This window comes from Pseudomonas sp. PA-5-4B (genome assembly GCF_021606215.1).
GTDB classification, from domain to species: Bacteria; Pseudomonadota; Gammaproteobacteria; order Pseudomonadales; family Pseudomonadaceae; genus Aquipseudomonas; species Aquipseudomonas edaphica.
In genome coordinates, this window is sequence record NZ_WKDB01000001.1 from 93,496 (window position 1) to 108,737 (window position 15,242).

Annotated in this window: 15 protein-coding genes; 7 read left to right on the forward strand and 8 right to left on the reverse strand. The window is 61.2% G+C overall.

Features of this window, described 5'->3' with window-relative positions; translation table 11 throughout:
• Nucleotides 1–256 precede the first annotated feature (256 nt).
• The 5 genes from GIW28_RS00405 to GIW28_RS00425 all read right to left on the reverse strand — a co-directional run bounded on the left by GIW28_RS00405 (nt 257) and on the right by GIW28_RS00425 (nt 6,048).
• Nucleotides 257–1,348 (reverse strand): polyamine ABC transporter substrate-binding protein, encoded by a 1,092-nt coding sequence (locus tag GIW28_RS00405; RefSeq protein ID WP_017135787.1) that lies wholly within the window; start codon nt 1,346–1,348, stop codon nt 257–259.
• The gene (locus GIW28_RS00410) at nt 1,345–2,379 is read right to left on the reverse strand and encodes a histone deacetylase family protein (RefSeq protein ID WP_017135788.1); all 1,035 of its coding nucleotides are present in this window, start codon (nt 2,377–2,379) and stop codon (nt 1,345–1,347) included. Before GIW28_RS00410 ends, GIW28_RS00405 begins: the two co-directional genes overlap by 4 nt.
• Nucleotides 2,380–2,511: 132 nt before the next feature.
• Nucleotides 2,512–3,498, reverse strand: coding sequence for an AraC family transcriptional regulator (locus tag GIW28_RS00415; RefSeq protein ID WP_099550238.1), 987 nt, complete (start codon nt 3,496–3,498; stop codon nt 2,512–2,514).
• A gap of 50 nt (nt 3,499–3,548) precedes the next feature.
• Nucleotides 3,549–4,526: an asparaginase gene (locus GIW28_RS00420; RefSeq protein WP_017135790.1), complete on the reverse strand. Its 978-nt coding sequence runs from the start codon at nt 4,524–4,526 to the stop codon at nt 3,549–3,551.
• Between the two features lie 76 nt (nt 4,527–4,602).
• Complete coding sequence (locus GIW28_RS00425; protein ID WP_017135791.1) at nt 4,603–6,048, reverse strand: alanine/glycine:cation symporter family protein; 1,446 nt, start codon at nt 6,046–6,048, stop codon at nt 4,603–4,605.
• Between the two features lie 192 nt (nt 6,049–6,240).
• Between GIW28_RS00425 and GIW28_RS00430 the strand changes: the two genes are divergently transcribed.
• The gene (locus GIW28_RS00430; RefSeq protein WP_170036668.1) at nt 6,241–6,408 is read left to right on the forward strand and encodes a hypothetical protein; all 168 of its coding nucleotides are present in this window, start codon (nt 6,241–6,243) and stop codon (nt 6,406–6,408) included.
• 32 nt (nt 6,409–6,440) lie between these two features.
• Here the strand turns inward: GIW28_RS00430 and aspA are convergent, their stop codons facing one another.
• Nucleotides 6,441–7,865 (reverse strand): aspartate ammonia-lyase, encoded by a 1,425-nt coding sequence (gene aspA, locus GIW28_RS00435; protein WP_017135792.1) that lies wholly within the window; start codon nt 7,863–7,865, stop codon nt 6,441–6,443.
• 182 nt (nt 7,866–8,047) lie between these two features.
• Between aspA and GIW28_RS00440 the strand changes: the two genes are divergently transcribed.
• From GIW28_RS00440 to GIW28_RS00460, 5 genes are all read left to right on the forward strand, one after another.
• Nucleotides 8,048–8,956, forward strand: a complete 909-nt coding sequence (locus GIW28_RS00440; RefSeq protein WP_017135793.1) for a LysR substrate-binding domain-containing protein — start codon at nt 8,048–8,050, stop codon at nt 8,954–8,956.
• A gap of 264 nt (nt 8,957–9,220) precedes the next feature.
• Nucleotides 9,221–9,712, forward strand: coding sequence for a 5-(carboxyamino)imidazole ribonucleotide mutase (gene purE / locus GIW28_RS00445; protein ID WP_003195648.1), 492 nt, complete (start codon nt 9,221–9,223; stop codon nt 9,710–9,712).
• 12 nt (nt 9,713–9,724) lie between these two features.
• Entirely contained in the window at nt 9,725–10,810 is a 1,086-nt protein-coding gene (locus GIW28_RS00450; RefSeq protein WP_017135794.1) for a 5-(carboxyamino)imidazole ribonucleotide synthase, read from the forward strand.
• Nucleotides 10,811–10,915: 105 nt separating this feature from the next.
• On the forward strand, nt 10,916–11,161 hold the full coding sequence (locus tag GIW28_RS00455; protein ID WP_015886585.1) for a GlsB/YeaQ/YmgE family stress response membrane protein: 246 nt from the start codon (nt 10,916–10,918) through the stop codon (nt 11,159–11,161).
• Between the two features lie 78 nt (nt 11,162–11,239).
• A complete protein-coding gene (locus tag GIW28_RS00460) occupies nt 11,240–11,776 on the forward strand; it encodes a DUF3299 domain-containing protein (protein ID WP_017135795.1) in 537 nt (178 codons plus the stop codon).
• A 151-nt stretch (nt 11,777–11,927) separates the two neighbouring features.
• On the opposite strand, the gene GIW28_RS00465 is transcribed toward GIW28_RS00460, so the two are convergent.
• Both GIW28_RS00465 and GIW28_RS00470 read right to left on the reverse strand, forming a co-directional pair.
• Nucleotides 11,928–12,827 carry a D-hexose-6-phosphate mutarotase gene (locus GIW28_RS00465; protein WP_236445592.1) on the reverse strand — a complete coding sequence of 300 codons (900 nt, stop codon included), beginning with the start codon at nt 12,825–12,827 and terminating at the stop codon, nt 11,928–11,930.
• A gap of 58 nt (nt 12,828–12,885) precedes the next feature.
• Entirely contained in the window at nt 12,886–13,290 is a 405-nt protein-coding gene (locus GIW28_RS00470) for an acyl-CoA thioesterase (protein ID WP_003176975.1), read from the reverse strand.
• A gap of 458 nt (nt 13,291–13,748) precedes the next feature.
• On the opposite strand from GIW28_RS00470, the gene GIW28_RS00475 reads away from it, so the two are divergent.
• Nucleotides 13,749–15,038 carry an MFS transporter gene (locus GIW28_RS00475; RefSeq protein ID WP_236445590.1) on the forward strand — a complete coding sequence of 430 codons (1,290 nt, stop codon included), beginning with the start codon at nt 13,749–13,751 and terminating at the stop codon, nt 15,036–15,038.
• Nucleotides 15,039–15,242: the final 204 nt, after the last annotated feature.

Below are 15,242 nucleotides of genomic sequence, written 5' to 3' on the forward strand. Positions count from 1 at the left end.
GCACTCGCCCGTGAAGGGCCGGTAGAGAGCTGGGTGAGCAGCGCTATCCGTGCATCCGGACGCGGTGTGTTGGTGGGCGTGGTGCTTGAAGCGGGGGCGTTCATGATGAGGCTTCCCTGTCTGGCCGTTTGGTGGAACTAGCCTGAGGTAAAGGCCAGGCGTTCCATGCCAGGGCGCGGCCACACAGAGAGGCGGTGCTTAGATAGGCCCACCTTCACGAGCGCATTCGAAGGCGCCCGTCAAACACCAAGGTGCTTCAGGTGCCGGATTTGATCTTGGTCCAGGCCCTTGTTCTGGCGCGTTCGGCTTTGCTGTCCAGAGGTTTAAGGGTGTAGAGCGTGGCCATGGCGGTGTCGGTCGGATACAAGTTGGGATTGTGGCGAATGGCAGGGTCGACGCTCTCGGTAGCGTCCTTGTTCGGATTGGGATAGCCGACAAAGTCACTGATGGGCGCGATCACTGTGGGTTGCAGCAGGTAGTTGATGAAGGTGTAGGCGTCGTCCGGATTTTTAGCGCCTTTGGGGATGGCGAGCATGTCGAACCAGATCGGCGCGCCCTCCTTGGGTAGACGCATGTCCACGGTCACGCCATTTTTGGCTTCTTTGGCACGGTTGGCGGCCTGGGAGAAACTGCCTGAATAACCCACCGCCACACAAATATCACCGTTGGCGATATCGGCCATGTACTTGGAGGAGTGAAAGTAGGTGATGTAGGGGCGGATCTTCATCAGCAGCGCTTCGGCCTTGTCGTAGTCCTTGGGATTGCTGCTGTTGGGGTCCAGGCCCAGGTGCTGCAAGGCCAGTGGCAGGATCTCGGAGGGCGAGTCCAACAGCGCCACACCACATTGCTTGAGCTTGCTGATGTTCTCTTCCTTGAAGATCAGATCCCAACTGTCTACCGGCGCATTGTCGCCCAGGGCGGCCTTGACCTTGGCCGGGTTGAAGCCAATGAGGATGGTGCCGTACATGTAAGGCACGGCGAATTTATTGCCGGGGTCGTTGGCTTCGATCAGCTTCATCAGCTTGGGGTCGAGGTGGTTCCAGTTCGGCAGCTTGCTGCGGTCCAGCGGCTGGAATACGCCGGCTTCGATCTGCTTGGCCAGGAACACGTTGGACGGTACCACCACGTCATAGCCGGAATTGCCGGTGAGCAATTTGGCTTCCAGCGCTTCGTTGGTGTCGAAGATGTCGTAGACCAATTTGATCTTGGGGTTCTGCGCCTTGAAGTCTTCCAGGGCTTTGGGCGTGATGTAGTCGAACCAGTTGTAGACCTTGAGGGTTTTCTCTTCGGCGTGGGCGGCACCGCTGATGATGGCGGCGCAGAGGACGAGTGACTTGAGCCTGTTCATTGGGCTGCTCCTTCAAAACCTTCGAGGACGTTGACGGCGTTGATGCCGATTTCTTCCACTGCGTAGCCGCCTTCCATCACAAACAGCGTGGGCTTGCCCAGCCGGGCGATGCGCGCGCCCATGGCCAGGTAGTCCGGGCTGTCGAGCTTGAACTGCGAGATAGGGTCGTCCTTGAACGTGTCCACGCCCAGGGACACGACGATGATGTCCGCGCCGTAGCGCTCGATCTGGGCGCAGGCTTCTTCCAGTGCGGCACTCCAGGCTGCCCAACCGGAACCGGCCGGCAGTGGATAGTTGAAGTTGAAGCCTTCGCCTTCACCTTCGCCCAGCTCGTCGGCATAGCCCAGGAAGAACGGAAACTCTGCTTCCGGATGGCCATGAATCGAGGTGAACAACACGTCGCTGCGTGCGTAAAAAATCGACTGGGTGCCGTTGCCGTGGTGGTAATCCACATCCAGGATCGCGACGCGTTTGTGGCCTTGGTCGAGGAAGGCCTGGGCGGCAATGGCGGCGTTGTTGAGGTAGCAATAACCGCCCATCAAGTCGCCCGCAGCATGATGCCCAGGTGGGCGGCACAGGGCGAAGGCACTGTGGGCGCCGCTCTGGATTGCTCGTTGCGCCGTGAGGGCCACTTGCGCCGCGCTGTAGGCCGCTTGCCAGGTGCCGGCGGTAATCGGCGCGCCGCCGTCGAAACTGTAATAGCCCAACTGGCCATGCAGGCTTGTGGGGATCACCCGGCGCAGCGTGCGCGCGGGCCAGGTGTAGGGCAGCAAGTCGCCCTCCTGGCCGTACTCGGTCCAGCGCTGCCAGGCGCCTTGGAAGAAGTCGAGGTAGTCGTGGCTGTGGATACGCTGCAGCGGTGCCAGGCCGAAATCCTGCGGCGCGTGTACCGGGCCCAGTTCGCGGTCTTTGACCCGTTGCAACACGTGGTCGGCGCGCGAGGGCATTTCAAAGCAGGGCATCAGTTGCCCGTCCATCAATTCACAGCGGCCATGGTGCAGGTGGTGATCGTCCGAGTAGATCGTCAGCATTTGTTGTTCTCCGCAGGCTGTATCGGTGGAGCCAGTCTTGCGGCGGGCGTGCTTTAAGAGAACGGCAGGAGCGGCCAAAAGGGGATAATTATGGCCAAATTATCTGTCCTGAATTCGCCCCTCAATGAAGCATCATGCGCGAAATTGGCTCGGCGCCACGCCACTCCAACGCACAAAGGCATGCCTGAAACTTGCCGTTTCGCTGAAGCCCAGTGCCTCGGCAATCCGGTAAATCGGCCAGTGGTCCTCAGCCAGCAGTTGCTTGGCGCGCTCGAAACGCAGCTCGTCCAGCAGCTCCTGGTAGCTGCAGCCCAGGTCATGCAGATGCCGGCGCAGGGTGCGTGCCGAACAGTTCATCTGCTCGGCCAAGCCCTCCAGGCCCGGCGCGGCGTTGAGCTGTGCGGCGAGCAGCTGGCGAATTCTGCCGAGCCAGGCCTGGCGCCCGGTGAACTCCAGGTTTTGTTTGCGGCAACGCTCGGCCATCGCCTGGTGAGTAATGGCGTCGGCCAGGGGCAGCGGCTGGTCCAGCCAGTGTTTGTCGAAGGCAAAGGCATTGGCGGTGGCCTGAAATTGCAGCGTGCAGGGGAAGCGCTCGGCGTAGCGCATGCGATAGTCGGGGGCATCATGTTCAAAGCGCGCAGCCAGTAAGGGCAGAGGCTGGCCGAGCAGGTCGTCGCAGATCACTTTCAATGACGCCAGGCACAGCTCGACGTTGAACATTTCCAGGCTGGGGTTTTCCCGGTAGTCGCCGGCGGTGAACCAGATTCGCTCACCGTCCTCTTCAAGGCTCAACTCGAACAGTGTTCCCAGCAGCGCCGGATACCGCAGGGCCAGTCGCAATGCGTCACCAAAGGTGGCACTGGTGAGCAGGGCGTAACCGAGCATGCCGTAGGCCGACACATGCATTTGTGCGCCCAGCTCCAGGCCGACATCGCGGCGCAGGGCCACGGCATTGGCGCACACGCGCATTTCCTGATTGGTGGTGATGCGCGTGTCGGCCCGGGTCAAGTCCGCCGCACAGATGCCGCTGCCGGCCAGCAGTGCCTCATGGGGCAAACCTTTGAAGGTGTTGAGCACCAGCGAAACAGCATTGAGGGTGGTGAGGTGGGAATGCAGCATGGAAACTTCCAGCCAGGGGATGGCTGGAAGTGGAGCAAGTTACATGCCGGTCAGCTCAGTTCGCCGCACAGGTCCAGTTCCACCAGGCGGCGCACTTCACTGGCCTCAAGCCCGGCGCCGAGCAGGGCATTGAGCTTGCCGAACGCCGCTTCACGGGTCATGCCGCCACCGGACAGCACGCCCACGCCGCGCAGGCGGCTGCCGGCTTCGTACACGTCCAGTTCCACGCCGCCTTCATGGCATTGAGTGATTGCCACGACGGTTACACCCAGTTCCTGCGCACGCTTGAGGCTGGCGAGAAAATCAGGGTTATCGCTCGGCCCCGTGCCGCTGCCGAAGCATTCCAGCACCAGCGCCTGTATGCCGCTGTCGATCAACGCGTTCAGTTGCGCGGCGGCGATGCCCGGCACCAGCGGCAACACGCCGACATTGGCCAAGGCTTTGGGTTGGCGGTAATGCAGGGCGGCCGGGATCATGTCGGCCTGGGCGACGCCGCCATTGCGCTGCAGGGCCGCAAACGGGTGGCGACCGAAGCTGCGGATTTTCGCGCAACGGGTCGGTGCCATCAGCGCGCCGTGGAAGTACAGCTGCACGCCCGGCGCCAGGCCTTCGCCCAGCGCGGTCAACGCGCCGCTGACGTTTTCCCAGGCATCGCTGTCGGGCACGCCGGCCGGCAGCATGGAGCCGGTGAAGACTACCGGCGCCGGCAGGCCCAGCAGTTGAAAGCTCATGGCTGCCGCGCTGTAGGCCAGGGTGTCGGTGCCGTGCAGGATCAGCACCGCATCGCAGCCTGCGTCCACGGCCTCAACCACGGCGCTGCGCAGATGTTGCCAGTAGGTGGGCGTCATGTTGGCGCTGTCGATCAGTGGCGACATCTCTTGAAAGCGCCAGGTGGGCACTGCTGCATCGGCGAGCTGTTCGCGCATGCGCGCCTCAAAACCCGACGCAGGCGCCAGGCCGTTGGCGCTGGCCTGCATGCCAATGGTGCCGCCGGTGTAGAGCACCATCACGTTGTTAGCTGGTTGCATGAAAAATCTCCTGAACGAAAAACGCCGCCGGGCCCAGAGCATGCCCAAGGCCGGGCGGCGTGTCATCTAGCGGTGATTAACGTTGCGCTTGAGCGCTCAGTTCAGCCGAGGTGACTTCTGCCGGCTTTGCCGGGTTGGCCGGCCAGGCCTTGCGGTCCAGGTCCAGGTCAGGGAACTGGCTGGAGTCGAACACCGGCGTCTTGATGCCTGCGGCACGCTGGTTGTCGTAGTCATTGAGGATGCGCATGGCAATCTTGAACAGGAACGCCAGGGCGAACAGGTTGACGAACGCCAGCAGGGTCATGGTGATGTCGGCGAAGGCGAACACGGTGCTCAGGTTCTCGATCGAACCCCAGAAAATCAGCACCAGCACCAGCGCACGGTAGCCCATCAGCACCTTGCGGTTGTTACCCACCAGGAAGCGCAGGTTGCTCTCGCCGAGGTAGTAGTTGTACATGATCGAGGTGAACACGAACAACGCCAGGGCTACCGAGATGAACATCCGGCCCCAGTCACCGACCACCGCCGCCAGGGAGTTCTGGGTCAGGGCAATGCCGTCGCCTTCAAAGCCTGGGGTGTAGAAACCGGAGAGCAGGATCAGCAACGCGGTGCAGGTACAGATCACGAAGGTGTCGAGGAACACGCTGAACGCCTGCACCACGCCTTGGGCGATCGGGTGTTCTACCGAGGCCACTGCCGCCACGTTAGGCGCACTGCCCAGACCGGCTTCGTTGGCGAACACGCCGCGCTTCACACCCATGATGATCGCGCTGCCCACCAGGCCACCGAAGGCTTGGTCGAGGCCGAAAGCGCTTTTGACGATGGTCGCGAGCATGGCCGGCACGTGGTCGAATTGCAGCACGATCACGTACAGGGTCACAGCGATGTAGACCAGGGTCTTGACCGGCACCAGCAGGTCGGCAATCGAAGCGATGCGCTTGATCCCGCCGATGAACACCAGGCCCAGCAATACCGCCAGCGCCAGGCCGGTGTAGGTGGTGTCCAGGCCAAAGGCGTTGTTCAGCGAGTGAGTCACGGCGTGGGCTTGCAGGCCGTTGAAGGCGAAACCGAAAGTCACCAGCAACAGGAACGCCATGACCATACCCAGCCAGCGCTTCTGCAAACCGTGCTGGATGTAATACGCCGGGCCGCCACGGTAGGTGCCCTCGGCATCGGTGCGCTTGTACAACTGGCCGAGGGAGCACTCGATAAAGCTCGAGGACATGCCCACCAGTGCGGTGACCCACATCCAGAACACGGCACCCGGGCCACCCAGGGTCACGGCAATGCCGACACCGGCGATGTTGCCGGCACCCACGCGGCCGGCCAGGCTGAGCATCAGCGCCTGGAAGGAACTGAGCTGGCCGGCGCTGCTCTTCAGGCTGTCTTTGAACACCGAGAACATGTGGAAAAAGTGACGCAACTGTACGAAACGCGAGCGGATCGTGAAATAACCGCCGAGCCCGACAATGAGCACGATCAGTACTTTCCCTGAGAGGAAGTCGTTGATGACTTCGAGCATGGAGTGTTCCTCGCTGATTTTTCTAATGGCAAACGCAGGACGGTCCGACGCGTCGCTCAGCACCAGGCAGTGCACGACGCTTCGCCCCAATCCTTTTGCGGGTGTTGTTATTCATGCGCTTTCGCGATGTCTGCGGGCCTCGTTACCGACGGCCGCAGACGCGAAGAGGGGCGGCACTATACCTAGGCGAGCGTGATCCGTCTGCACGGGGCGATTAAAGGTTTCAGCCAGGCGGTTGCAGGCAAGGAGGGTTTGCAGGGCGATATTGGATTTTTTATGGGCGTCATTTCACAACCTTGGGGCAAAAAAAAGGGCCTGAAGAACGAGCCTTCAGGCCCTCAAAAGGTGAGAGGTGTCTAGTCCCTCAACCTGGTGAGCGGTGCATCAAACGCTTAGGCCTTCAGCGGGACCAAACGTGGAGCAATCATGTTTTCGGGGCGCAGGATGTCGTCGAGCATGGCGTCGTCGAGCAAGCCTTCTTCGCGCACCAGTTCCAGCACGCCGCGGCCGCTTTCGAGGGCGATACGCGCAATGCGGGTGGCGTTTTCATAGCCGATGTACGGGTTCAGCGCGGTGACCAGACCGATGGAGTGTTCCACCAGTTCGCGGCAACGGGCTTCGTTGGCGGTGATGCCGACGATGCAGTGTTCGCGCAGCATGTCCATGGCGCGTTGCAGCAGGCGGATCGAGTCGAAGATCTTGAAAGCGATCAGCGGCTCCATCACGTTCAACTGCAGTTGGCCGCCTTCGGCTGCCATGGTCAGGGCCAGGTCGTTACCGATAACCTGGAACGCAACCTGGTTCACGGCTTCCGGGATCACCGGGTTAACCTTGCCGGGCATGATCGAGCTGCCTGGCTGGCGTGCCGGCAGGTTGATCTCGTTGATGCCGGTGCGTGGGCCGCTGGACAGCAGACGCAGGTCATTGCAGATCTTCGACAGCTTCACCGCAGTACGCTTGAGCATGCCGGAGAACAGCACGAAAGCGCCCATGTCGGAGGTGGCTTCGATCAGGTCGGCAGCCGGAACCAGCGGCTGGCCGCTGATCAGCGCCAGGCGTTGTACGGCCAGGGCCTGGTAACGCGGGTCGGCGTTGATGCCGGTGCCGATGGCGGTGCCGCCCAGGTTCACTTCGGTCAGTAGCTCTGGCGCCAGTGTTTTCAGGCGAGCCAGGTCTTCACCCAGGGTGGTGGCGAAGGCGCGGAATTCCTGGCCGAGGGTCATTGGCACGGCATCTTGCAATTGGGTACGGCCCATTTTCAGCACGTGGCCGAACTCGACGCCTTTGGCGGCGAACGCCTGGATCAGGCTGTCGAGGCTGGCCAGCAGCGCGTCATGGCCCAGCAGCAGACCCAGGCGGATCGCGGTTGGGTAGGCGTCGTTGGTCGACTGCGCCATGTTCACGTCGTTGTTGGGGTGCAGGTACTGGTACTCGCCCTTGTTGTGGCCCATGGCTTCCAACGCGATGTTGGCGATGACTTCGTTGGCATTCATGTTGGTCGAAGTGCCAGCGCCGCCTTGAATCATGTCCACCACGAACTCTTCGTGGAAATCGCCGCGGATCAGACGGGCACAGGCTTCGCTGATGGCAGCGTGCTTGGCTTCGCTGAGCTGGCCCAACTCGCGGTTGGCGTCAGCGGCTGCTTGCTTGACCATTGCCAGGCCGACCACCAATTTCGGGTAATGCGAAATCGGAACGCCCGAGAGGCGGAAGTTGTTCACCGCTCGCAGGGTCTGGATGCCGTAATACGCTTGAGCCGGTACTTCGAGTACGCCAAGCAGGTCTTTTTCTGTGCGGAATGATGCAGCGGAGGACATGACGGAAATCATCTCGATATGGACCCGGAACAGGCCGGAACGCTGCGAATGCTAGGCTTGTAGAAGTTTTTGGGCCAATGCTGTTAAACACTGGCCTATGCACAAACGGCATAATGTTGATGTGACCCGGTTATCATGGCGGGCGTGTGTGCCAAAATGGTGCGTGTCCGTGGGAGGAAGCGATGAACCTTGAGAGCAAATGGCTGGAAGACTTCAGCGCCCTGGCGGCAACCCGCAGCTTTTCCCAGGCAGCGGAGCGGCGCTTTGTCACCCAGCCAGCGTTCAGCCGGCGTATCCGTAGCCTTGAAGCCGCGTTGGGCCTGACGTTGGTCAACCGTTCGCGCACGCCCGTCGAGCTGACGGCGGCGGGGCAGCTGTTCCTGGTCACCGCGCGCACGGTGGTCGAACAGCTCGGTGAAGTGCTGCGCCATTTGCATCACCTGGAAGGTGGGCAGGGCGAAGTCATGCAAGTGGCGGCCGCGCACTCCCTGGCATTGGGCTTCTTCCCGCGCTGGATCGCGCAACTGCGTAACGAGGGCCTTAACATCGCGACCCGACTGGTCGCCACCAACGTTGGCGATGCAGTGCACGCCCTGCGCGAAGGCGGCTGCGACTTGATGCTGGCGTTCTACGACCCGGATGCGGCCATGCAGATGGACGCGGAAATCTTCCCGTCGCTGCACCTGGGCAACACCGAGATGCTCCCGGTGTGCGCCGCCGACGCCGACGGCAAACCGCTGTTCGACCTGGAGGGTGAGGGCAGCGTGCCGTTGCTGGCCTACAGTGCCGGCGCCTTTCTCGGGCGCTCGGTAAATTTGCTGCTGCGCCAGCGCGCCCTGCGTTTCACCACCATTTACGAAACTGCCATGGCAGACAGTCTCAAGAGCATGGCCCTTGAAGGCTTGGGTATCGCCTGGGTGCCGCAGTTGAGCGTGCGTGCCGAACTGGCACGTGGCGAACTGGTGGTGTGCGGCGGCCCGCAATGGCATGTGCCGCTGGAGATTCGTCTGTATCGCTGCGCGTTGGTGCGCAAGGCGAACGTGCGGCTGCTGTGGCGCAAGTTGGAAGGTGGAGCTGCACAAAACACTTGAGCGCAAGCCAGCTCCCACATTGACCCTTTTTCTCAGGGGAAATTTGCGCCGGTTTCGCTGACTTAGAAGTCAATAAAACCGCCACTTTGCGCCGTAAGACAGATGGTCATTCCAGGGGCTGTTTATCTGGATTATTACGGTATACTGCGCGGCCTTCGGCCGGTCCAACCGGCCTTAATTCGTACACCAAGCCACGCCGGATTTCCCGCGTGGCTTGTTGTTTTTTGACGCGCCTGCGGGCGCCCAGAGAGAAGAGGCACGACGATGAGTGCATTGGTTGGCGTGATCATGGGCTCCAAGTCCGATTGGTCCACCCTTAGCCACACCGCCGATATGCTGGAAAAACTCGGCATTCCGTATGAAGTGAAAGTGGTCTCTGCCCACCGCACCCCGGATTTGCTGTTCCAGTATGCCGATGAAGCAGAATCCCGTGGCATCGAGGTGATCATCGCCGGTGCCGGCGGTGCGGCGCACCTGCCAGGCATGTGTGCGGCCAAGACCCATCTGCCGGTGCTCGGTGTGCCGGTGCAGTCGTCGATGCTCTCGGGCGTGGATTCGCTGTTGTCCATCGTGCAGATGCCGGCCGGTATTCCGGTGGCTACATTGGCAATCGGCAAGGCTGGCGCGATCAACGCTGCGTTGCTGTCCGCCAGCATCCTGGGCGCCAAGCACCCGCAGTTTCACGCGGTGCTGAAAAAATTCCGTGCTGAGCAGACAGACAGCGTGCTGGACAATCCAGACCCACGTATCGCCTGAAGGTATTGATTGATGAAAATCGGTGTAATCGGTGGCGGCCAACTGGGTCGCATGCTGGCCTTGGCGGGCACCCCGCTGGGGATGAACTTCGCTTTCCTGGACCCGGCGCCGGACGCCTGCGCGGCGGCCCTGGGTGAACACCTGCGCGCTGACTACAGCGACCCGGACCATCTGCGCCAACTGGCCGATGAAGTTGACCTGGTGACCTTCGAATTCGAAAGCGTCCCGGCCGAAACCGTGGCCTTCCTGTCGCAGTTCGTGCCGGTGTACCCGAGCGCCGAAGCCTTGCGCATCGCGCGTGACCGCTGGTTCGAGAAGAGCATGTTCAAGGACCTGGGTATCCCGACCCCCGCCTTCGCCGATATCCAGTCCCAGGCGGACCTTGACGCCGCCGTTGCCAGCATCGGCCTGCCAGCCGTGCTCAAGACCCGCACCCTGGGTTATGACGGCAAGGGCCAGAAAGTCCTGCGCACTGCTGCCGATGTGGTCGGCACTTTTGCCGAACTGGGCAGTGTTGCCTGCCTGCTGGAAGGCTTTGTGCCGTTCACCGGTGAAGTTTCTCTGATCGCTGTGCGCGCCCGTGACGGCGAGACCCGCTTCTACCCGTTGGTGCACAACACTCACGACAGCGGCATTCTCAAGCTGTCCGTGGCCAGCACCGACCACCCGCTGCAGGCCCTGGCCGAAGACTATTCCAGCCGCGTGCTCAAGCAGCTGGATTACGTCGGCGTGATGGCGTTCGAGTTCTTTGAAGTCGACGGCGGCCTCAAGGCCAACGAAATCGCCCCGCGCGTGCACAACTCCGGGCACTGGACCACCGAAGGTGCCGAGTGCAGCCAGTTCGAAAACCACCTGCGGGCGGTGGCGGGCTTGCCGCTGGGTTCCACAGCGAAGGTCGGCGAGAGCGCCATGCTCAACTTTATCGGCGCAGTCCCGCCGGTAGAAAAAGTCATCGCCATTGATGACTGCCACCTGCATCACTACGGCAAGGCTTTCAAGGCCGGGCGTAAAGTTGGCCACGCCAACCTGCGTTGCAAGGACCGTGCGACCCTTGAGGCGCAGATCCTCAAGGTCGAAGCATTGATCGCCGAGCAATAACCTTGAGGGCGGCGGGAACCATTGGTTATCGTCGCCTCTCTGATTGCAGGACGCTAAAGTCTGACTAGGCTTTGGTGTAGTTCACTTCATTCAGAGGGAAATGCCATGGGTATCATCGGAACCATCTTTATCGGCTTGATCGTCGGCCTGCTGGCGCGCTTCCTCAAGCCTGGCGACGACAGCATGGGCTGGATCATGACCATCCTGCTGGGTATCGCAGGTTCCCTGGTCGCCACCTACGGTGGTCAGGCCCTGGGCATCTACCAGGCGGGTCAAGGCGCGGGCTTCCTCGGCGCGCTGATCGGCGCCATCGTGCTGCTGGTGATCTACGGCCTGCTGAGAAAGAAATGATTTAAGCGACAAAGCCCTCTGCGCTGCGCAGGCGCAGAGGGCTAGAATGCTCGGCATCTGAACTTGCCGAGCTTTTTCATGCGCCGTCTTTTATTCACACTCCTCCTGTTGGGCTCAGGCCTGGCGCACGCCGGTGAACTGCCGGAAACCGATTGGCTCGACCTGATGCCGCTTTCAGACCAGAAAGCCCTCGAGGCCATGCCCGAGATCGACCACAACTCCCCCGAAGCCCAAGGCACCTTCACCGATAAAGGTGGCTTGAAGCAGAGCAAAGGCTTGCCGGCGGTGATGTATTCGACCAAGACCGTGGCCGCCATGAACGGCAAGAACATCCGCATTGGCGGCTACCCGGTGCCGTTGGAAACCGACGCCAAGGGCCGCAGCACGCTGTTTTTCCTGGTGCCATACCCGGGCGCCTGCATCCACGTGCCGCCACCGCCACCTAACCAACTGGTGCTGGTGCGTTATCCCAAGGGGCTGAAGCTGGATGATATCTACACGCCGCTGTGGGTGACGGGCACGTTGAAGGTGGAGAAGGTCAACAATGACCTGGCGGACGCGGCGTATGCGCTGGATGCGGGGAAGGTCAGGGTAGTGAAAGAGTCCGATCTCTAGATCATGACGCAGAACCCAATGTGGGAGCGGGCTTGTGTGGGAGCTGGCTTGCCTGCGATTCAGGCACCTCGGTGTATCAGTGAAACCGAGGTGATGCTATCGCAGGCAAGCCAGCTCCCACACAAGCGTGCTCACACATGTTGATTGGTTTTTACAGAGCGAAGCTGGCGATGCTCACACCCAAGGTATGGCTTTGACCCGGCGCCAAGCTCACCACATCATCCAGCACATTCGCCGTTTCGATGCACAGCATGCCCTGCCAGCCATCATCGGCCATGTCGTCAAACGCCTTGGCGCGTTCGGTCCATGGGTTCCAGATCACGGTCGAGCTCGAACCCTGGCTGGTGAGCTGAATGCGGCGCTGCCAATCCTTATCGACAATATTCAACTGCGCCGGCGTATCCAGGTAGATACGATCAGTCTCGGCACTGAAGTGCAGCAGGCCGGACTGCTTCTTCTCGGCCCAGCCATCGGCGGTGTCGATATACGCCAGCCCATCCAGCCCTTCGACCTGCACCTTGCGTACGTCACTCACGGCGAAGTAAGTGTGCAGCGCCTGGCTGAGGGTCACAGTGTCGGTGCCACGGTTGTGGCTGGTCAGGCGGATGTGCAGTTGATCGTCAAGCAGCAGGCTCAACGTCAGGTTGACCTGATGCGGCCAGCCGGGGAAGCCGCCCTCGGGAACCGGCAGAACCAAGTCCACCCGTAGCGCCTGGCCTTCGAGTTCGCTCGCAGCCAACTCCCACTGTGCCGTGCGCACAAAACCATGGGCACCGGCCGGTTGCTCGCCCTGGCGCATTGCCTTGACGCTCTGCGGGTTGCGGTCAAACACGCCAAACCATGGCCAGCATACCGGCACGCCGGTACGGATGCCTTTGCCTTGCTTGAACACCGCCGCAGGGTTTGGCCATATCAGCGGCTGCTCGCCCTTGCGCTGGTAACTGAAGATGTGCGCGCCCTGTTGGGCCACCATCAATTCAGCGCCGTTGTGGCGAATGCGCCAGCAGTCCAGTTCGTCGATTTTTACGCTTTCAACGTGGGGCACAGTCATACGAAGCACTCTTTAATGGCAGGCAATGGGGCAATTGACCGTCAAAACCCGACGAGGTTTAACGCGCGCGCGACGGTACCGAGCGCGTGCGGCCGCTGCCATCGATGGCGACGAACACGAACACCGCCTCGGTAACTTTGCGCCATTCACTGGACAGCGGGTCGTCGCTCCACACTTCGACCATCATCTGGATCGAGCTACGGCCAATTTCCAGGGCTTGGGTATAGAAGGACAATTGCGCACCGACCGCGACCGGCACCAGAAAGGCCATGCGATCAATGGCTACGGTGGCCACGCGGCCGCCGGCGACCTTGCTGGCCATTGCCGTGCCTGCCAGGTCCATCTGCGCGACCAGCCAGCCGCCAAAAATATCGCCAAAACCATTGGTTTCACGTGGCAATGCGGTGATTTGCAGGGCGAGATCGCCTTGCGGGATAGGATCTTCTTGTTCGAGTTCGATCATGCCAAGGGTGCCTCTGACCCGTAACGCTTCATGGGTGTTTCAAGTGGATAGCCGTCTTCGGGAAAAACGTTTCAGCACCAACATACACCGCTCGATACGTTTCTCGTAAGGCGCACTAAAGGGAAACTCTGCCAAAACGGCTGGGTGGCACCCAACGACGTTTTGGCACAGCAGCCCCTCAAGACAGCGGGTTTGGCGCTTGCAAGGGCCGAGTATATCGAGACGCTGGCGCCGCGACGACCTCCCGGCGCTCATTTGGTCGGCAAATCGCGGCTGTTATGCGGCTTTTTCGCGCAACTGTGTTTCTGATTGCAGGGAAAGCGCACGAATGGGGAATATTTCGCCCATTTGAACTGTGATTCGGTAGACGCTGTGCTTTTTCAAACGATTTGCTATCTTGCCAAACCTGCCGCAAGTCCCGGGCTTGCTGTTCTGATTACTATAAGAGAAGCCTTGCCATGTCCTCCGTGCCCGCAAGCAGCGCGCAACCTTCGCGCCCGCTGACCCGCAACGACTACAAAACCCTTTCGCTGTCTGCCTTGGGCGGGGCGCTGGAATTCTACGACTTCATCATCTTCGTGTTTTTCGCTACCGTGGTCGGGAAGCTGTTTTTCCCCGTCGACATGCCCGAATGGCTGCGCATGATGCAGACCTTCGGCATCTTCGCCGCCGGTTACCTGGCACGCCCGCTGGGCGGCATCATCATGGCGCACTTCGGTGACCTGCTGGGCCGCAAGAAAATGTTCACCCTGAGCATCTTCATGATGGCCGTGCCGACCCTGATCATGGGCCTGCTGCCGACCTACGCACAGATCGGCCTGTGGGCGCCGCTGCTGTTGCTGCTGATGCGCGTCATCCAGGGCGCCGCCATTGGCGGCGAAGTACCTGGCGCCTGGGTGTTTGTCTCCGAACACGTGCCGCCGCGCCACATCGGCTATGCCTGCGGCACCCTGACCAGCGGCCTCACCGCCGGTATCCTGCTGGGTTCGCTGGTGGCTACCGCCATCAACACCCTCTATACCCCGGAGCAGGTCTCGGATTACGCGTGGCGTATCCCGTTCCTGCTGGGGGGGGTGTTCGGCCTGCTGTCGGTGTACTTGCGCCGTTGGCTGCACGAAACACCGATCTTCGCTGAGATGCAGCAGCGCAAAACCCTGGCTGCCGAGTTGCCATTGCGCGCGGTATTGCGTGACCACCGTGGCGCCATTGTGCTGTCGATGCTGTTGACGTGGTTGCTGTCGGCGGGTGTGGTTGTGGTCATCCTGATGACCCCGACCGTGCTGCAAACCGTCTACCACTTCAGCCCGACGGTTGCGCTGCAAGCCAACAGCCTGGCGATCGTTACGCTGAGCCTGGGCTGCATTGCGTCCGGCGCGCTGGCTGACCGTTTTGGTGCCGGTCGCGTTTTGGTCACCGGTTGCGCGTTGCTGCTGGCCACTTCCTGGACGCTGTATCACAGCCTGATGGCCCAGCCGGACTGGTTGTTCCCGCTGTACGCGTTGACCGGCCTGTTTGTGGGCACCATCGGTGTAGTGCCTTACGTGATGGTGAAAGCATTCCCGCCAGTGGTGCGTTTCAGCGGTTTGTCGTTCTCCTATAACGTGGCCTACGCCGTATTTGGTGGTTTGACGCCACTGGCGGTATCGCTGCTGATGAAGGAAAGCCCGATGGGGCCTGCTTACTACGTGGCTGTCCTGTGTGTAATGGGGATGGCGGTGGGCGGCTACCTGTGGAAGCGCGGGCGCTGAATGATCGTTCCCACGCTCTGCGTGGGAATGCCGGCCTGGACGCTCTGCGTCCGCTTTTGAAGGTCGTGACGCAGAGCGTCACTGGATGCGTTCCCACGCAGAGCGTGGGAAGGATCAATGCCAGCAACGATTACAGAGTGTTTCCGAAACATCGCTCCAGCCGCCTAAACCTCCTCGCAAGCCCCGGATTTATTGCACTTCCCC